Genomic DNA, 17,230 nt, shown 5'->3' on the forward strand with positions numbered 1-17,230 from the left:
GGTGCCTGGCGGCGGCGGGCCTAGGGTCGTCGCATGGCGAGCCGCGCCGACGACGACCTCGACGCCCCTCGGGCCCGCACGGGCCCCAACCCGCAGCACCTGCTGGCGACGCTCCTCGGCGAGTACCTCGACTCGGCCGACGCGCCGCTGCCGCCGGCTGCGCTCGACGCGGTGCTCGCGGAGTTCGGCTTCAGCGCGGCGAGCGCACGTGCCGCGCTCAACCGGCTCGCGCGGCGGGGGCTGGTCGAGGCGCGCGGGCGCGGCCGGGCGACGGTGTACCACCTGACGAGCGCCTCCCTCGCGCGGCAGACCACGATGCACCGCTTCCTCGCGTACGGGACCCGCGCGGCAGCGCCGGACGACCGCTGGACCGCGGTCTCGTACTCGCTGCCGGAGTCGCGTCACGCGGAGCGGCACGCGGTGCGCAAGGTGCTCTCGTCGGCGGGGTTCGCGCGGCTGTACGACAGCGTGTGGATCAGCCCCGACGGCGTCCGTGAGGAGGTCGTCGGGTCCCTGAGGGACGTGCTCGGCGGCGTCGGGGCCGGCCGCTGGTCGGTGATGCGGGTGCGGTTCGAGGACGTCGCCGGGACGCACGGGCCCGCGACGGCGTACGACCTGGCGGGCATCGCCCGGGAGTTCCGGGCGTTCCTCGACGCGCACGTCCCGCTGCTGCACGACGTGCGGGCGGGCGCCGTGGACGACGCCCGGGCGCTGGTGGCCCGGACGAGCCTGATGGACGTGTGGCGCGCGCTCGTCCTGCGGCACCCGGACCTCCCGGCCGACGTGGTCCCGGCGGACTGGCCCGTGCCCGCGGCGCGGGACCTGCTGGTCGAGGTGCACGCGGCGTTGGGTCCGGCCGCACGACGACGCCTCGTCGAGGTCACTGCGGCGTCGTGGCCCGACGCGGACCGGTGGGTCACGTACTTCGTCGCGGACGACGACCCCGCCAAGCCGCCGCGCCGCGGCTGACGCCCCCTCGTCGGTCCACGGCCCGCCGGCGAACCGGTCGGACGCCGCCCGAATCGTTTCCGCCGCGACCGACCACCCCTCAGGTACTCGACAGTTTTCGTCGCTCCCGCGACGGTTGATGCACATGAAACGCATCGGTGCGTCCGCGCACCTCCGAGGGAGGCCTCCCATGAGACGACGACTGCTGACCCGCGCGGGTCTGACCGCCGCGCTCGCTCTCGGCGCACTGTCCGCAGGACTCGCGCCGGCCGCCGCGGCACCCGGCGGGTCCGGCCCCTACCCGGCCGACTACTCCACGTCCGGCTCGCTGCCGAACCACACGGTCTACCTGCCCGTGAACCTGCCGAACGAGCGCCTGCCCATCGTCGTGTGGGGCAACGGCGGCTGCTCGGGCAACGGCACCTCGCAGGTCAACTTCCTGCGCGAGATCGCCTCGCACGGCTTCCTCGTCATCGCGAACGGCAACCCCAACGGCGGGGGCAGCACGAGCTCGCAGATGCTGACGCAGTCGATCGACTGGGCGTTCTCCGAGAACAGCCGCGGGGGCAGCGCCCTCAACGGGCGGATCAACACGAGCGAGGTCGCGGTCGCGGGCTTCTCGTGCGGCGGGCTCGAGGCGTACGCCGTGGCCGGCGACCCGCGCGTGACGACGACCGCGATCTTCTCCAGCGGCCTGCTCAACGACGGCGACGACTGGCAGCTGCGCCGCCTCGACGACCCGATCGCCTACTTCATCGGCGGGCCGAGCGACATCGCCTACGGCAACGCGATCGACGACTGGGGCAAGCTGCCGTCCACCCTGCCCGCCTTCATGGGCAACCTCAACGTGGGTCACGGCGGCACCTACGACCAGTACAACGGCGGCGAGTTCGCGCGGGTCGGCACGCTGTGGTTCAAGTGGCAGCTCAAGGGCGACGTGCAGGCGGGCCGTGCGTTCGTCGGCCAGAACTGCGGCCTGTGCGGCACCCAGTGGGACGTCCGGCAGAAGAACCTCGTGCTCCAGGAGCCCACGCCGGACCCGACCACGCCCACGCCCGACCCGACGACACCCACGCCGGACCCGACCACGCCCACGCCCGACCCGACGACACCCACGCCCGACCCGACCACGCCCACGCCCGTCGGTGGCGCATGCACCGCGACGTACACGGTCGCGAGCCAGTGGGGCGAGGGCTTCGTCGCGAACGTCGACGTGACCGCCGGGGCCGCGCTGAACGGCTGGGTGGTGCGGGTGACCCTGCCGAACGGCGCCGCCGTGGCGGGCTCGTGGAGCAGCGCGCAGTCCGGCACCACCGGCACCGTGGCCTTCGGCAACGCGCCGTGGAACGGCACGCTGCGCCAGGGCGAGCGGACGAGCTTCGGGTTCCAGGGCACGGGCTCCGGCAGCGGGGCCACGGTCACGTGCGCGGCCGCGTGAGCGGGACCTGATTCGCGCAGGGGGCGCGGACACCGGGGGTGCGGGGTCGACGACGAACCCGCACCCCCGGTCTTGTCGTCCGGACCTTGCGGCGGCCCCGCGCGGACGAGACGTCAGGCTGAGGCGGGGTCGCGGTCCGTGGACTCGCGCGGCGCGACCCCGGCGGCCGCGAGCGCCGCGTCGATCCGTTCCTGCACACGCCGGGCCGAACGGCGCCGCCGGCGCACCACGAGCACCGGGCCGACGACGACGAGCACGAGCAGCACGAGCTGCGCCCACGGCACGGCCCACACCGCGACCGGTACGGTCGACGGCTCGAGCGCCACGTCGACGACGTCGTCCCCGACGACGAGCGGCACCGCCTCGACCCGGCCCGAGGCGCGCACGAGCGGCCACAGCCGGACCGTCGTCTCGACCGTCGCGGACCCCTCCGGCAGCACCTCGCGCACCTGCGAGGTGGCGGTGTTCTCGCCCGCGCCGCCCGGACCCGCCAGCGTGACGTCCGAGCGTGCGCCGAGGCGCACGTCGCCCTCGTTGCGCAGCACGTAGCGCACGTGCGCGGTGCCGGGCGCGAACGGGTTCCACGACGGCTCCCAGCGGACCTCGACGTCGCGAGGCGCCACGACGGCGCGGATGTCGCCCGTCACGCGCAGGTGCAGCCGCACGCCCACCCGCGCCGCGACACGCACGGCCGCGTCGTCGTCGACCAGCTCGGCGACGACCCCGGCGGGGTGGTCGCCCGGCCGCGCGTCGGCCGGCACCGCCACGGTGAGCGGCACGACGACGACCTCCCCGGCGGGCAGCGTCACGCGGAACCCGCCGCCGTCCACGGGTTCGGCACCCTCGGGCGCCCGCAGCGTGACCCACGCACCCGAGTCACGCGGCGCCTCCTCGCTCGGCCGGACGTCGAAGTCGCCGTCCGCGGACACCGTGCCGTCGGCGGCGTAGACGTGGAACGTCGCGGGCCGGTCGCTGAAGTTGGTGACGACGACGTGCTCGTCCACCGACGCGCCTGGGTCGAGCGCGTGGCGGAGCGAGATCCGGCCGTCGGGGCCGTCCGCCGTCCCGGGCTCGACGGTCCACGTCACGGTCCCGCGCGACGAGCCGTTCGTCCCACCGGGCTGCGCCTGCGTGGCGGCGGGTGACGGCGTCTCGGCTGCGGCGTGCGCGCTCGTCGTCGTGAACGTCCCGAGGCCCGCGAGCAGGCCGACGAGCAGCGCGGCGGACGTGGTGCCGGCGCGGCTCGCGGGCCGGTCGACGGGGCGAGCGGTGAGGCGGTTGGTGGGCACTGTTCTCTCCTGCCGCTGCGGCGGCGCGTTCTCGTGCACCGACGAGCACGGCGGGGCGCTGTGGACGCCCCGCCGTGCTCGTCGGGCTGCTCGTCGTGCTGCTGGTCGTGCTCGTGGTCTGCCGGCGTCAGTCGACGGGGAACAGCGAGAGCGTCAGCGCACCCTCGTAGGTCCCGGGCGCGGTGTCGACGGGGACCTCGAGGAACAGGTCCGCGCCCATCGTCGTCGAGCCGAACCGGCCGTGCGGGGTCGCCGACGCGAGCCTGCCGGGGACGATGAGCCCCTCTCCCCCGCCGAGCACGGTCGGACGCAGCGCACCGGCCGCGACGCCCTCGCGCGGGTCGCGCACGAACGGGCGCCAGCCGAGGTGGTCGGCGTCGAGCGTGCGGGAGCCGGACGAGAACGCGTACGCCTGGCCCGCGACCGCCCAGCCGCTCGCACCGGCCTGCGCGACGGAGCGCGAGTCGGTGACCGTGACCGTGGGCAGCCCGCCGGTGAACCGCAGGCGGTCGCCGCGGTTGGCGGCCTGCGCGAGCGTGACGCCCGAGCCGTCGTCGTCGACCGAGAGCGCGAGCACGCCCTGGGCGCCCTCGTGGACCTCGGCGCGCACGGGGATGCCCGGTGCGGACTCGGTGCGGAACAGGCGCGGCAGCAGGTCGATGAGGTTCTTCTGCCACGTGTCGAACCCGTGCGGCCCCTGCGTGACGCCGGCGAACTCGTGGTCGATGCCGTTCGTCTCGAGGAGGTCGAGCAGGTCCATGGTCGCCTGGTAGGTGAAGTCGAAGACGTCACCGGTGTAGATGCGCGCGAACGTGGTGCCCGCGTTGACCGCCTCGGGGTCGAACTGCGGGGTGTTGAAGAACAGCCCGCCCGAGAACGCCGCGATCCAGCCGAACTCGCCGGGGTGCGTGAGCCACGTGTTGAGCGTGTTCATCGCGCCGAGCGAGAGCCCCGCGATCGCCTGCCGGTCGGCGTCGGACGCGATGTTGTACTTCGCGCGCGCCGCCGGGGCGAGGTTCTCCAGGAGCTCGGCCTGGTAGTTCGGCACGTTGCCGTTGCCCATGACCACGACCATCGGGACGATCGCGCCGTCGATCGAGTGGTGGTCGAGGATCTGCGCGGCCCGGCCGACCTCGACCCAGTCACCCCAACTCTGGCCGCCGCCGTGGTTGAGGTAGAGCACGGGGTACGGCTCGGCGCGGTCGGCGTCGTAGCCCGGCGGGGTCCACACGTACGCGGAGCGCTCCTCGCCCGCGACCTTGCTGTCGTACGTGAGCACCGAGAGCTCGCCGCCCTTGCCCGCCGGGACGTCGGAGAGCATGCGGTCCGTGGTCCCGGGGACGAACAGCGGACTGACGCCCGTGAGCGTGTTGACCGTGTCCTGCGGGTCCTTCTCGTCGACGCCGTCGACGACGTACCGGTAGTAGTAGAACCCGTCGAGCGGACCCATCGAGACGCGCCAGCGCTGGCCGATCTTCGTCATCGGGACGCGGAACCACGCGCCGTTCGGCGCCCAGTTCGCCCACACCGTGACGTCCTTGGCGTCGGCCCACTGCGTGCCGGTCTCGAACGTGACGATGCCGTTCTCGCCGATGTGCGGCGTCGTGATCGACCCCGCGGCGGGCGGCGCGTACGGCGCGTCGAGCGGCAGGTGCCCCTCGCGCGGGCCGTGGTCGGCCGGGTCCTGGAACACGCGCGACGCGAAGTCGCGCAGCGCCTCGCGCCACGTGTCCCATGTCGCGCCGGAGTCCGGGTCCACGCCGTCGAACTCGTGCTCGACGCCGGCCCGCTCGAGCGTGCCGAGCAGCGCGTGCGTGCGGTTGTACGACGGGTCGAGCACGTTGCCGACGTAGATGCGCAGCAGGTCGGTGCTCTCGTTGATCGCGTTGGCCACGCCCGCGCTGATGGACCCGTTCAGACCGCCCGAGAACGAGCCGACCGACCCGAACGTGCCGGGGTCGGTGCGCAGCGCGCTCAGCGCGTGGTTGGCGCCGTCGCCGATGCCCGCGACGGCCTGTCCCGCGGTCTCGTCGGTCACGTGGTACTGCGCGCGCGTCGCCTCGACGACGCCGTCGAGCAGCTCGCTGCGCGGGTCGGTGCCACCGGCGTCCGCCATGACGACGACCATCGGGTCGATCCGGCCCTCGGCCACGAGGTTGTCGAGGACCTGCGGCGCGCGGCCCAGCTCGGCCCACTCCTGCGCGGTCTGCGAGCCGTCGGCCAGCAGGTACAGCACCGGGTACGCCTGCTCGCGGTCCGCGTCGTACCCCGGCGGGGCCCAGACGAGGGCCGTGCGCTCGTCCCCGGTGACAGGGCTGGTGTAGGTCAGGTCGGACACGTCGCCGCCCGCGGGCAGGTCCGCCATCCACTGCACGGACGGGCCGGGCACGAACAGCGTGTTCCACGTCGGGTGGGACGTGACGGCCACGGGGCTCGTCGGCTCCCGGAAGGACTTCTTGGTGCGGTCCGCCCACGTCGCCGTGTACTGGTAGTAGTACAGGCCGGGCGCGAGCGGGCCGACCGTCGCCTGGTAGTTCGAGCCGCTCGGGTCGAGCGCGAGGTCCGACCACGTGCCGCTCGGGCCGATGTTGCCCTGCAGCTCCAGCACCTGGGGGCGCGAGCCGAGGATCTCCTCGGCGTCCGCCTGCGGCACGGTGAACCGGTGGTAGCCCTCGGGGATCGTGGACACCCACGCGTCCGGCGCGGGCCGGTCCTCCTCGGCCGCCGCCGCGCTCGTCACCGACGCACCCACCGCGAGCGCCACCCCCGTCATCGTCGCCGCCGCGCGGCGTCCTGCGCCCGGTCCGCGGGCCCCCTGCCGAGTCATCCCCATCGATTCCTCCTCGTCGACCGACCTGCGGGGGCGACGACGAGCGCCGCCCGTTCTACACCGATGTAGAACGCCCGCCACATCCCCCACCTGGGTGAAAGGGATGTCCGCATCGTGTCGGTCTGCCCGGTGTCCGTCAAGCGGTGGGGCGCATCCCGGACGAGCCGGGGCAGCCGGGACCGGGCCCGTGCGTCAGCGGCGCCGGACCACCGCCCGCACCGCGGCCGCGACGCCCAGCCCGGCGACGATCCACGGCCCCGCGACGATCACCGCGTCGAGCGGCTGGTGCCGCACGTCGACCCTCCCCCGCCGCGACGCGACCGGGTGGCGCCTCGGCTCCGCGAGGATCCCGGTCTGGGTGACGGGGTCGTCGGGCCGCGTGGTCGCGAGCGAGCGCCAGTGGGCCGCGGTCGACTCCACCCGGTCCGCCGCGATGAGCAGGAGCCAGTGGGCAGCGCGCCCCTCGCTGAACCGCTCGTACGACCAGCGTCGGATCGCGCCCGCGACGCCGGTCAGCGGCTGCGCGGTGCCGAACACGGGCGTGAGCGTGAGGTGCTCGACGGACCGCTCACGCGGGACGGTCTCCTCCTGGCGCTCCGGGAAGTCCCACCGCGCGCGCGGCAGGTCGGTGCGTTCACGCGGGTACGAGGGCCGGTCGGCCGGGTCGAGGTCCGCGCCCCACCCCGGGATGCGGGCGCGCAGCTGCTCGGGCGTCTCGCGCAGCGGCGGGCGGTCGGCGGTGTACGGGGCGTGCGTCGGCGTGCCGTCGGCGTTCGTCGTCATCTCGGTCACCTCTCGTCAGGCCGGCACGACGAGCGGCTTGATGCAGCCGTCGAGCTTGGCGGACATCACGTGGTACGCCTCGGCGATGTGCTCCAGCGGGAACCGGTGGGTCACGACGTCCGACGGCGTGAGGTAGCCGTTGCGGACGTGCTCCAGCAGCCGTGGCCACTGCCGCTTCACCGGCGCCTGGTTGGTGCGGATCGTCAGGCCCTTGTTCATCGCGTCGCCGAACTTCACGGCGGAGAACAGCGGCCCGTACGCGCCCATGACGGACACCGTGCCGCCCTTGCGCACCGCGTCGATCGCCCAGTTCAGCGCGACCGGCGAGCCGCCCTGGAGCTTGAGCTTGGCGGCCGTCACGTGCTGGACGAGGTTGCCGTCCGCCTCGGCCCCCACGGCCTCGACCACACGGTCGGCGCCCAGGCCGTCGGTCGCCTTCTTGAGCGCCACGACGACGTCGTCGTGCTCGGCGAAGTTCAGCGTCTCCGCGTACGCGAACTCGCGTGCCTTCGCCAGGCGGTGCTCGAGCTGGTCGACGACGAGCACGCGCCCGGCACCCATGAGCCACGCGGACCGCGCCGCGAACAGCCCGACCGGTCCCGCGCCCAGCACGACGACCGTGTCCCCCTCCGCGATGTCCGCCAGCTGCGCGCCGAAGTACCCGGTCGCGAGCGCGTCGGTCATGAGCACCGCGTCCTCGTCGGACAGCCAGTCCGGGATCCGCGACGGTCCGACGTCCGCGAACGGCACGCGCACGTACTGCGCCTGCCCGCCGTCGTAGCCGCCCGTGGTGTGCGAGTAGCCGTAGATGCCGCCGACCGCGGTCGCGTTCGGGTTGACGTTGTGGCAGTTGGAGTACAGGCCGCGCGCGCAGAAGAAGCACGAGCCGCAGAAGATGTTGAACGGCACCATGACCCGGTCGCCGACCTGCAGGTTCTCGACCGACGGACCGACCTGCTCGACCACGCCCACGAACTCGTGCCCGAACGTGTGACCCACCCGGGTGTCGGGCATCATCCCGTGGTAGAGGTGCAGGTCGGAGCCGCAGATCGCCGCGCACGCCACGCGCACCACGGCGTCGTTGGGGTGCTCCACGCGGGGCTCGTCCTTCTCCTCGACGCGGACCTTGTACGGGCCGCGGTAGACCATGGCGCGCATGGGCGTCCTCCTGGTGATGGGGGTCTCCAGGGTGGGCACAGGGTTCCCGGTCCCGCATCCCGGGCGTCCCGACGAGCGCCGCCCGCGCCCCTGCCGACGTCCCCAGAGGCGGGGCACCTCAGGGCGTGACAGCCTGGCGCAGAGCTGGTGTGGATGACGGGTCGGACCACGGGTCGCCGCGTGCTGGCGGAACCGAGGGAGCACCATGACGACGTCCAGCACCACCCGAGGCCCCACCGCCGGGTCACCCGAGAGCGGATCGCGCACCCGGACCCCGGCGGCCCCGACGAGCCCGCGAGGCCGCGCCCGACAGGCGCGCCGGCTGCCGGGCGGTCGCTTCCGGCTCGAGCTCGCCACCGACCGGTGGTGGTGGAGCGAAGGGCTGTACCGCCTGTTCGGCTTCGAACGCGGCGACGTGCTGCCGACGACGTCGCTCGTGCTCGCGCACACCGCGGCGGAGCGCCGCGGCGACTGGACCGGGACGTTCGCGAGCTGGCGCGCGGGCGACGAGCCGGTGCTGACGAGCGCGCTGCTGCGGGACGCGAGCGGCCGGTCGTTCGACGCGGTCGTCGCGGGCGCCGTGGACGCGGACCCGCTCGCGCCCACCGTCGACGGGTACATCGTCGACGACTCGGAGCACGTGCAGGCCGTCGCGCGCGAGGTCGCCGACGAGCAGATCGCCGCCTCCGCGCGGTCCCGCGCGACGATCGAGCAGGCCAAGGGCATCCTCATGGCACTGCTCGGCGGGAACGCGGACACGGCGTTCGAGCGGCTGAGCACGGTCTCGCAGCACCACAACGTCCGGCTGCGGGCGATCGCGGAGCTGCTCGTCGCCGAGACGTCCCGGTCCACCCCGCAGCGCACGCGCTCGCTGCTGCTCGAGCTCGTGGGGCAGCCATGACGACGACGGCCCCGCCGCTGGGCACCCCGCGCGGCGCGATGCGCGCGCCCGGTCCGCGCGGCCCGCTGGGCGCGCGCGTCCTCCGAATCCTCGCGACCGCGCCGGACCGCGTGGGCGACGACGACCGCGCCGCGCTGACGGTCGCCGCGCGCGACGCGCTCGCGTCGAGCGACGACCTGCTGCGCGACGAGGACCTGCAGCTCACGCTGTTCGTCCTGTACGAGCTGCACTACCGCGGCGTCGACGGGGTCGACGACCGCTGGGAGTGGGACCCCGACCTGCTGCGCGCCCGCGCGGTCCTCGAGGACGCGTTCGAGCGTGTGCTGCGCGACCGCGTCGAGGTGCCGGCGAGCGTGCCCGCCGACCGACGCGCGGTCGCGGACGCGCTGTTCGCGATGACGGCCCCCGGCCCGGGGCCGAGCCTCGCGCGGTTCGTCGGGCGCCGCGCGACGCGCGAGCAGCTCGACGAGTTCCTGGTGCACCGCTCGGTGTACCAGCTCAAGGAGGCCGACCCGCACACGTGGGCGATCCCCCGCCTCGAGGGCGTCGCGAAGGCGGCCCTGGTCGAGATCCAGGCCGACGAGTACGGCGGCGGCGCACCCGAGCGCATGCACTGCGAGCTGTTCGCGCTCGCGATGCGCGGGGCCGGGCTCGACCCGTCGTTCGGCGCGTACGTCGACCGGGTGCCCGCCGTCACGCTCGCGTCGGTGAACGCGATGTCGCTGCTCGGGCTGCACCGGCGCCTGCGCGGCGCGGTCACCGGCCACCTCGCGGCGTTCGAGATGACGAGCTCGTTGCCCAACCGTCTGTACGGCGACGGGTTCCGGCGCCACGGTCTCGGCCCGGGCACGACGTGGTACTTCGACGAGCACGTGGAGGCGGACGCGGTGCACGAGCAGATCGCGGGGCGGGAGCTCGCGGGCGGGCTCGCGGAGCAGGAGCCCACGCTCGTACCCGAGATCCTGTTCGGTGCGGCGGTCTGCCTGTACCTCGACGACCTCGTCGGCGCCCACGTCCTCGCGGCGTGGGAGGCCGGTCGGCCCTCGCTGCGGGAGGTGGCATGACGACGCCGCCCGTGCCCACGTCCGACGGCGGCGAGAACCGCCCCGACGGGTTCGCTCCCCCGCGGATCGTCGCGTGCCCCGACGGCCCGATCCTCGTGCGCGGCGACGTCGAGATCGTCGACGACCAGGGCGTGCCGTTGCCCCGCCGACGGCGCACCGTCGCGCTGTGCCGCTGCGGGAGCTCGGCCATCGCGCCCTACTGCGACGGCACGCACAAGGCGATCGGCTTCACCGGCTGACCCGGCGCCCGGCACGTCGTCGTCGGCGAGCACGACGACGTCGCTCGACGCGCGGCGCACGCCCACCGCAGCGGCAGCACGTCGTGCGGCCGCGGGGCGGTCGTCACTCGCGGTGCAGCTTGTCCTGCGCGGCGCCGGCGATCTTCTCGACGGTGTTCGGCAGGTCGGTCGTGCCGTAGAACCGCGCGTCGGGGCGCGTGGGCGGCGGCATCGGGACGCCCTGCGGCGGCTCGGCGACGTACGTGAACTCGCCCTTGCCGTCGGGCGTCGGGCCCGACGCCCAGCTGCCCTCGGCGGCCGCGGCACCGTCGGAGAAGTTGATGTACTGGTAGGACACGTCGCGGTCCTCCTTGCCGAGGGGGAAGTTGCTCGGCACCGGCAGGTCCTCCTGCCCCTCCGCGCGCAGCTCGGCGGCGGCCGCGAGCCACTGGTTCTGGTGCATCGTGTCGCGCGCGAGCAGGAACCCCAGCAGGTCCCGCACGCCGGCGTCGTCGGTCATGTGGTAGAGCCGGGCGACCTGGACGCGTCCCTGCATCTCCGCGTTCGCGTTGGCCGTGAAGTCGGCCAGCAGGTTGCCGCTCGCCGTGATGTAGCTGCCCTGCCACGGGTTGCCCATCGAGTCGACCGGGCGCGCGCCGGCGCCCGCGACGATCGCCTGCTGCAGGTCCGTGCCGCCGATCACCGCGGCGACCGTCGGGTCGTCCTGCATCGCCCCCTCCGTGACGCCGACCGGCGCCTTCTCGAGCAGCTGAGCGATCATCGTCGCGAGCATCTCGACGTGCCCGAACTCCTCCGTGCCGATGCCGTAGAGCAGGTCCCGGTACTTGCCGGGGACGTGGATGTTCCACGACTGGAACGCGTACTGCATCGCGACCGTGATCTCGCCGTACTGGCCGCCCAGGACCTCCTGGAGCTTGCGCGCGTAGACGGCGTCGGGAGCGTCGGGCTTGGCCTGGTGCTGCAGCGTCTGGCGGTGCAGGAACATGGGTGACCTCCGGGCCGCCCGGGGCGGCGGACATGGCCTGGAGGAGCGCGGGTACGCAGAGCTCCGGGGCACCAGGCCGGGAGCCGACGGTCTGCTTCCGCCGGAAGTGCCGCGCATCGCACGGCGACCCTGTCGAGGCTAACCACCCCCCGGGGACCCGCAACCGGTGCGCCGGGGCGTGGCCGGGCCCTGCGCGCCCCGCGCAACGGACGCCCAGGTCAGCGACCCGACCCTCGCCGTGCGAGACCGGCGAGGTGGCCTGACACTCGGACGATGACCTCGGCACCCACCTCCGAGCGGGCGACCGACGAGCGCCCCACCCGCCTGCGGCGCGCCGTGACCGGGCCGCTGCTGTTCCTGTTCATCCTCGGCGACGTGCTCGGCGCCGGCGTGTACGCGCTCGTCGGCGAGCTGTCCGCCGAGGCGGGCGGGATGCTGTGGCTCCCGCTGCTCGTCGCACTGCTGATGGCGATGCTCACCGCGGCGTCGTACGCCGAGCTCGTCACCAAGTACCCGCAGGCCGGCGGGTCCGCGGTCTACGCGCAGCGTGCGTTCGGGCGGCCGCTGCTGTCGTTCCTCGTGGGCTTCAGCATGCTCGCCGCGGGCGTCACGTCGGCCGCCGGGCTGTCCCTCGCGTTCGGCGGCGACTACCTGGGCACGTTCCTCGACGTGCCCGCGGTGCCGACCGCGATCGTGTTCCTCGCGCTCGTCGCGGCGCTCAACGCGCGCGGCATCAAGGAGTCCCTGCGCGCCAACGTCGCGATGACCGCGATCGAGGTCACCGGGCTCGTGCTCGTCGTGGTGCTGGGTGCCGTCGTGCTCGGCCGCGGGGACGGCGACGTCTCGCGCCTGACGCAGCTGCCCGAGGAGACGGGTGTCGCGGCCGCGACGCTGGGCGGCGCGCTCATCGCGTTCTACTCGTTCGTCGGCTTCGAGACCTCGGCGAACATCGCCGAGGAGGTGCGCGGCGTGCGGCGCGTCTACCCGCGCGCGCTGTTCGGGGCGCTCGCGACCGCGGGCGTCGTGTACTTGCTCGTGGGGCTCGTCGCGCCCGCCGTGGTGCCGCTGCAGGAGCTGCGGGAGTCGAGCGGTCCCCTGCTCGAGGTGGTCGAGGTGGCCGGCGGCGTGCCGCTCGAGGTGTTCTCCGCGATCGCGCTCGTCGCGGTCGCCAACGGCGCGCTGCTCACCATGATCATGTCGAGCCGGCTCGCGTACGGCATGGCCGACGAGGGCCTGCTGCCGTCGGTGTTCTCGCGCGTCCTGCCCGGGCGGCGCACGCCGGTCGTCGCGATCGTCGCGACGACCGCGGTCGCAATGGTGCTCACCGCGACCGGCTCGCTCGTCGACCTCGCGTCGACCGTGGTGCTGCTGCTCCTGCTCGTGTTCCTGTCCACGAACGTCGCCGTGCTCGTGCTGCGCCGCGACCGCGTGGACCACGACCACTTCCGTGCGTGGACCGCCCTGCCGGTGCTCGCCGCGGCGACGTGCGTCGGCCTGCTCACGCAGCAACAGGCGCGGCACTGGCTGCTCGCGGGCGTGCTGCTCGCGCTCGGCGTCGTGCTGTACGCCGTGGCGCGGTGGTCCGGACGTCGCGGCGCACCTGCGGAGGACCCCGAGCCGTCGCGCGCGAGCACGGCGCAGGACTGAGGCGCGGCGCGCGGACGCCCCGACGTGTGGACGCGGCCACCCGTCGGGGCGTCCCTGCTGGCAGGATGCGCCTCACCCCGGTAGGCACGACGACGAAGGCGGCACATGGCAGGCGGACTGGCAGCACTGCTCGACGACATCGCGGCGCTCGCGAAGCTCGCGGCCGCGTCGGTCGACGACGTCGGCGCGGCGGCCGGGCGCGCGAGCGCGAAGGCCGCGGGCGTCGTCATCGACGACACCGCGGTCACCCCGCGCTACGTCACGGGCGTCTCCCCGAAGCGCGAGCTGCCGATCATCTGGCGCATCGCCCGCGGGTCGCTGCGCAACAAGCTGCTCTTCATCCTTCCCGCGGCGCTGCTGCTCAGCGAGTTCCTGCCGTGGCTGCTCACCCCGATCCTCATGGTCGGCGGCACGTACCTCGCGTTCGAGGGCGCCGAGAAGCTGTGGGAGGCGGTGACCGGGCACGGCGGCGCGGAGGTGCCCGTCGCCGCGGAGGAGGACAGCGCCACGGCCGAGAAGCGGCTGATCGGCGCCGCGATCCGCACCGACTTCATCCTGTCGGCCGAGATCATGGTCATCTCGCTCAACGAGGTGGCCGACGAGGGGCTGGCCTCGCGGGCAGCCATCCTCGTGGTCGTCGCGATCCTCATGACCGTGCTCGTGTACGGCGTGGTCGCCGTCATCGTGAAGATGGACGACGTGGGCCTGCGGCTCGCGCAGACCCGGTTCGGCGCGACCGCCGCGCTCGGGCGCGGGCTCGTCGCCGCGATGCCCAAGGTCCTGTCCGTGCTGTCCGTCGTCGGCGTCGTCGCGATGCTGTGGGTCGGCGGGCACATCCTGCTGTCGGGCGTCGACGAGCTCGGCTGGCACTGGCCGCACGACGTGGTGCACCACCTCGAGGAGGCCGCGCACGGCGTGCCAGGGGTCGGCGGGGTCCTGGCATGGCTGGCCGGGACGCTCGCCGCGGCACTGGTCGGGGTGATCGTCGGCGCGGTCGTCGTCGGCGTGGTCCACCTGGTCCACCACGTCCGGGGCGGTCACGACGAGACGGGTCACGGCGGGACGGGTCACGGCGAGACGGGTCACGACGAGACCGCGCACGCGAAGGACGCGCACGAGAAGATCGCGCACGACGAGGGCGCGGTCGACGGTGACGCAGGGACGCCCGCCTGACGCTCAGCGCAGCAGGTCCCGGAGCGTGCGCGCGTTGCGCACCGCGTTCCCGGCGCCGTCGTTGTTGAAGTACGCGAGCACGTCGTGCCCCGCCCGCTGCCACTCGCGCACCCGCTCGGCCCACCACGCGAGGTCCTCGTCGGAGTACGAGCCCGCGTACAGGTGGTGGTGGTCCGGGCCGTGCAGCCGCACGTAGACCAGCGGCGCGGTCGCGCGCAGCACGCACGGCAGCCCCGCGCCGCTGAGCACCACGTAGGCCGCGCGGTGGCGCGCCAGCAGGTCGAACACGTCGTCGACCTGCCAGCTCGCGTGCCGCAGCTCGACCGTGACCTCGACCCAGGGCGGGACCCGCGCGAGGAACCAGTCCAGCCGCGCGTCGTCGCGCTCCTGGTCGGGCGGCAGCTGCACGAGCAGCGCGCCGCGCCGGCCGCGCAGCTCGTGCAGGCCGCGCGTCACCCGGGCCAGCCACGTCTCCGGCCCGTACAGGCGCCGCCCGTGCGTGAGGCCGCGCGGCGCCTTGACCGTCATGCGGAACCCCTCGGGCAGCCGGCGCCGCCAGGAGGCGAACGTCGCGTCGCGCGGCCAGCGGTAGAAGGACGCGTTGAGCTCGACCGTGCCGAACTCCGCGACGTACCGGGGCAGGCGGTCCTGCGGGTGCAGGCCCTGTGGGTACAGCACGTCCGCCCAGTGGTCGTACGACCAGCCGGACGTGCCGACGAGGACGCTCACGCCGTGCACCCCACCGCACGCGCGCGGCGCTCGAGATGCCGGACGGCGCGGCCTCCCGCACGATCGAGGGGACCACACCGGAGGAGGACCAGATGTCGGAGCCGCAGGAGCGCGAGCACCCCGTCGAGCCCGCGGAGGGCGCACCGGAGCCGGGCGAGGACGCGCGCGAACCGGACGAGCGCGAGCACCCGCAGGAGCCCGCCGAGGGGCGCGAGCAGTAGCAGCACGGTGACGATCGTCGCCCGGCGGGGCGCGCCCCGCCAGCGGCGACGACCGCCACCGCGCCCGCGGGCGTCGGCGGTCCGCTCCCCGTGCGCGGCGCGGGTCGGGGTGCGAACGTGGACCGGTGCCGACCACACCCACGCGCCCGAGCAGCGGCCCCACCGGTGCCCCCAACCAGGCCCAGGACCATGCCCCGAACCATGACCCGACCCGTGCCCCGACCCGCGCCTCCGCAGGGCTGAGCCGCACGCTCGTCGTGCACGCCGTGCGGCACGGTGAGAGCGCGGGCAACGTCGCCGCGCGCGACGCCGACCGGCTCGGGCTCGAGCGCCTCGAGATCGAGCACCGCGACGCCGACACCCCGCTGTCGCCGCTCGGTGCCGAGCAGGCCGCCGCACTGGGCGTCGCGCTGCGCGACCTCGACCCGGACGAGCGCCCCGTCGCCGTGTGGAGCTCGCCGTACGTGCGCGCCCGGCAGACCGCGCGGCTCGCGCTCGAGCGGGCCGGCCTCGACCTGCCCGTGCGCACCGACGACCGCCTGCGCGACCGCGAGCTCGGCGTGCTGGACCGGCTGACCCGGCTCGGCGTCGAGCGCCTCCACCCGGAGGAGGACGCCGCCCGCCGGCACCTCGGCAAGCTGTACCACCGGCCCGCCGGCGGCGAGTCGTGGCTCGACGTCGCGCTGCGCCTGCGGTCCTGGGTCGCGGACGTGCGCGACGAGACCGGTCCGCTGCTGGTCGTGACGCACGACGCGGTCGTCGTGCTGCTGCGCTACGTCCTGGAGCAGCTCGACGAGGACGGCGTCATGGAGCTCGTCCGCGAGCACGGCGTGCGCAACGCGTCGCTGACCACCCTCGTGCGGCGCGACGGCTCGTGGAGCGCGGCCCGCTTCGACGAGGTCGAGCACCTGCGGGACGTCGGCGCACCCGTCACGGACCACGCGGGAGAGGTGCGATGAGCGCCCCGACGACGCCGATCGACGCCGCGCTGCTCGCACGCCTGCCGCTGCCCCCGGTGACCGGCGCGAAGGACGCGCGCGGCAGGGTCGTGGTCCTGGGCGGCGCCCGCCCGACCGTGGGGGCGGCGCTGCTCGCGGGGATCGCGACGCTGCGCGTGGGCGCCGGGCGGCTCACGCTCGTGGTCGACGAGGCCGCGGCCACGCCCGCCGCGGTCGCGGTGCTCGAGGCCGGCGTGCTGACGTGGTCCCAGGCACGGGGCTGCGACGACGAGGCGCTCGACGAGCTCGCGGGGGCGGACGCGGTCCTCGTCGGACCCGGCCTCGCGGACCCCGAGCACTCGATGCGCCTGCTGCGCCAGGTGGTCGGGACGACCGAGCCGCACGTCCCGCTGCTGCTCGACGCGTTCGCGCTGGGCGTCCTGGCCGACGCCGACGACCTCCAGGAGCACGTCCGCGGGCGCACGGTCCTGACCCCGAACGGAGCCGAGCTCGACCGCCTGCTCGGCGACGACCGTCCGTCCGACGAGCGCGAGGCCGCCGCGCGGCTGGCGTCCGAGCTCGACGCGGTCGTCGTCGCCGCGAGCGCCGTGGCGACCCCGGCGGGCGACGTCCTGGCGGGCGACGCGGCGACCCCCGGGCTCGGCACGTCCGGCAGCGGGGACGTGCTCGCGGGCGCGGTCGCGGGGCTGCTCGCCGCCGGGATGCCGCGCGTCGACGCGGCCGCGTGGGGCGTCGCGCTGCACACCGGCGCGGGCGCGCGGCTCTCGCACGAGTGCGGTGCGGTGGGCTACCTCGCGCGCGAGGTGGCGGACGCGCTGCCCGCCGTGCGGCAGCGGCTCGCGGCCGCCGCGCACGCCGCAGGCTGA

Annotated in this window: 16 protein-coding genes; 10 read left to right on the forward strand and 6 right to left on the reverse strand. The window is 74.7% G+C overall.

The window, feature by feature from the left end; translation table 11 throughout:
* Nucleotides 1-33: 33 nt before the first annotated feature.
* Together F1D97_RS15145 and F1D97_RS15150 are read left to right on the forward strand one after the other, a co-directional pair.
* On the forward strand, nt 34-969 hold the full coding sequence (locus F1D97_RS15145; protein WP_236121328.1) for a PaaX family transcriptional regulator: 936 nt from the start codon (nt 34-36) through the stop codon (nt 967-969).
* A gap of 169 nt (nt 970-1,138) precedes the next feature.
* Nucleotides 1,139-2,386 carry a cellulose binding domain-containing protein gene (locus tag F1D97_RS15150; protein ID WP_236121329.1) on the forward strand — a complete coding sequence of 416 codons (1,248 nt, stop codon included), beginning with the start codon at nt 1,139-1,141 and terminating at the stop codon, nt 2,384-2,386.
* A 113-nt stretch (nt 2,387-2,499) separates the two neighbouring features.
* On the opposite strand, the gene F1D97_RS15155 is transcribed toward F1D97_RS15150, so the two are convergent.
* The 4 genes from F1D97_RS15155 to F1D97_RS15170 all read right to left on the reverse strand — a co-directional run bounded on the left by F1D97_RS15155 (nt 2,500) and on the right by F1D97_RS15170 (nt 8,446).
* Nucleotides 2,500-3,675 (reverse strand): hypothetical protein, encoded by a 1,176-nt coding sequence (locus F1D97_RS15155; RefSeq protein WP_236121330.1) that lies wholly within the window; start codon nt 3,673-3,675, stop codon nt 2,500-2,502.
* 127 nt (nt 3,676-3,802) lie between these two features.
* Complete coding sequence (locus F1D97_RS15160) at nt 3,803-6,448, reverse strand: alpha/beta hydrolase-fold protein (protein WP_236121331.1); 2,646 nt, start codon at nt 6,446-6,448, stop codon at nt 3,803-3,805.
* A 249-nt stretch (nt 6,449-6,697) separates the two neighbouring features.
* On the reverse strand, nt 6,698-7,288 hold the full coding sequence (locus F1D97_RS15165; protein WP_236121332.1) for a hypothetical protein: 591 nt from the start codon (nt 7,286-7,288) through the stop codon (nt 6,698-6,700).
* A gap of 15 nt (nt 7,289-7,303) precedes the next feature.
* Nucleotides 7,304-8,446: a zinc-dependent alcohol dehydrogenase gene (locus F1D97_RS15170; protein ID WP_236121333.1), complete on the reverse strand. Its 1,143-nt coding sequence runs from the start codon at nt 8,444-8,446 to the stop codon at nt 7,304-7,306.
* Between the two features lie 205 nt (nt 8,447-8,651).
* Between F1D97_RS15170 and F1D97_RS15175 the strand changes: the two genes are divergently transcribed.
* Genes F1D97_RS15175 through F1D97_RS15185 form a run of 3 tightly spaced genes read left to right on the forward strand, consistent with a single transcriptional unit; the run spans nt 8,652 to nt 10,650 of the window.
* On the forward strand, nt 8,652-9,347 hold the full coding sequence (locus tag F1D97_RS15175; protein WP_236121334.1) for an ANTAR domain-containing protein: 696 nt from the start codon (nt 8,652-8,654) through the stop codon (nt 9,345-9,347).
* The gene (locus tag F1D97_RS15180) at nt 9,344-10,411 is read left to right on the forward strand and encodes an iron-containing redox enzyme family protein (RefSeq protein WP_396022526.1); all 1,068 of its coding nucleotides are present in this window, start codon (nt 9,344-9,346) and stop codon (nt 10,409-10,411) included. Before F1D97_RS15175 ends, F1D97_RS15180 begins: the two co-directional genes overlap by 4 nt.
* Complete coding sequence (locus F1D97_RS15185) at nt 10,408-10,650, forward strand: CDGSH iron-sulfur domain-containing protein (RefSeq protein ID WP_236121335.1); 243 nt, start codon at nt 10,408-10,410, stop codon at nt 10,648-10,650. The genes F1D97_RS15180 and F1D97_RS15185 overlap by 4 nt, the downstream gene beginning before the upstream one ends.
* A 103-nt stretch (nt 10,651-10,753) precedes the next feature.
* Here the strand turns inward: F1D97_RS15185 and F1D97_RS15190 are convergent, their stop codons facing one another.
* Nucleotides 10,754-11,635: a manganese catalase family protein gene (locus F1D97_RS15190; RefSeq protein ID WP_236121336.1), complete on the reverse strand. Its 882-nt coding sequence runs from the start codon at nt 11,633-11,635 to the stop codon at nt 10,754-10,756.
* A gap of 273 nt (nt 11,636-11,908) precedes the next feature.
* Here F1D97_RS15190 and F1D97_RS15195 point away from each other — a divergent pair, with 273 nt between their 5' ends.
* Complete coding sequence (locus F1D97_RS15195) at nt 11,909-13,282, forward strand: APC family permease (RefSeq protein WP_236121337.1); 1,374 nt, start codon at nt 11,909-11,911, stop codon at nt 13,280-13,282.
* A 105-nt stretch (nt 13,283-13,387) separates the two neighbouring features.
* Nucleotides 13,388-14,455, forward strand: a complete 1,068-nt coding sequence (locus tag F1D97_RS15200) for a DUF808 domain-containing protein (protein WP_236121338.1) — start codon at nt 13,388-13,390, stop codon at nt 14,453-14,455.
* Between the two features lie 3 nt (nt 14,456-14,458).
* On the opposite strand, the gene F1D97_RS15205 is transcribed toward F1D97_RS15200, so the two are convergent.
* A complete protein-coding gene (locus tag F1D97_RS15205; RefSeq protein ID WP_236121339.1) occupies nt 14,459-15,184 on the reverse strand; it encodes a DUF72 domain-containing protein in 726 nt (241 codons plus the stop codon).
* 92 nt (nt 15,185-15,276) lie between these two features.
* On the opposite strand from F1D97_RS15205, the gene F1D97_RS17390 reads away from it, so the two are divergent.
* The 3 genes from F1D97_RS17390 (at nt 15,277) to F1D97_RS15215 (ending at nt 17,230) form a co-directional block, all read left to right on the forward strand.
* On the forward strand, nt 15,277-15,405 hold the full coding sequence (locus tag F1D97_RS17390; protein WP_255701578.1) for a hypothetical protein: 129 nt from the start codon (nt 15,277-15,279) through the stop codon (nt 15,403-15,405).
* 125 nt (nt 15,406-15,530) lie between these two features.
* Nucleotides 15,531-16,364, forward strand: coding sequence for a histidine phosphatase family protein (locus tag F1D97_RS15210; protein ID WP_236121340.1), 834 nt, complete (start codon nt 15,531-15,533; stop codon nt 16,362-16,364).
* Nucleotides 16,361-17,230, forward strand: coding sequence for an NAD(P)H-hydrate dehydratase (locus F1D97_RS15215; RefSeq protein WP_236121341.1), 870 nt, complete (start codon nt 16,361-16,363; stop codon nt 17,228-17,230). Before F1D97_RS15210 ends, F1D97_RS15215 begins: the two co-directional genes overlap by 4 nt.

Source organism: Cellulomonas palmilytica (assembly GCF_021590045.1).
Taxonomy (GTDB): domain Bacteria; phylum Actinomycetota; class Actinomycetes; order Actinomycetales; family Cellulomonadaceae; genus Cellulomonas; species Cellulomonas palmilytica.

Bases quoted from the DNA above. Each gene is read 5' to 3' on its own strand.
- F1D97_RS15170 (WP_236121333.1), bottom strand. From the start codon at position 8,446: ATGCGCGCCATGGTCTACCGCGGCCCGTACAAGGTCCGCGTCGAGGAG.
- F1D97_RS15200 (WP_236121338.1), top strand. From the start codon at position 13,388: ATGGCAGGCGGACTGGCAGCACTGCTCGACGACATCGCGGCGCTCGCG.
- F1D97_RS15190 (WP_236121336.1), bottom strand. From the start codon at position 11,635: ATGTTCCTGCACCGCCAGACGCTGCAGCACCAGGCCAAGCCCGACGCT.
- F1D97_RS15180 (WP_396022526.1), top strand. From the start codon at position 9,344: ATGACGACGACGGCCCCGCCGCTGGGCACCCCGCGCGGCGCGATGCGC.
- F1D97_RS15215 (WP_236121341.1), top strand. From the start codon at position 16,361: ATGAGCGCCCCGACGACGCCGATCGACGCCGCGCTGCTCGCACGCCTG.
- F1D97_RS15150 (WP_236121329.1), top strand. From the start codon at position 1,139: ATGAGACGACGACTGCTGACCCGCGCGGGTCTGACCGCCGCGCTCGCT.
- F1D97_RS15185 (WP_236121335.1), top strand. From the start codon at position 10,408: ATGACGACGCCGCCCGTGCCCACGTCCGACGGCGGCGAGAACCGCCCC.
- F1D97_RS15165 (WP_236121332.1), bottom strand. From the start codon at position 7,288: ATGACGACGAACGCCGACGGCACGCCGACGCACGCCCCGTACACCGCC.
- F1D97_RS15145 (WP_236121328.1), top strand. From the start codon at position 34: ATGGCGAGCCGCGCCGACGACGACCTCGACGCCCCTCGGGCCCGCACG.
- F1D97_RS15195 (WP_236121337.1), top strand. From the start codon at position 11,909: ATGACCTCGGCACCCACCTCCGAGCGGGCGACCGACGAGCGCCCCACC.
- F1D97_RS15175 (WP_236121334.1), top strand. From the start codon at position 8,652: ATGACGACGTCCAGCACCACCCGAGGCCCCACCGCCGGGTCACCCGAG.
- F1D97_RS17390 (WP_255701578.1), top strand. From the start codon at position 15,277: ATGTCGGAGCCGCAGGAGCGCGAGCACCCCGTCGAGCCCGCGGAGGGC.
- F1D97_RS15160 (WP_236121331.1), bottom strand. From the start codon at position 6,448: ATGACGGGGGTGGCGCTCGCGGTGGGTGCGTCGGTGACGAGCGCGGCG.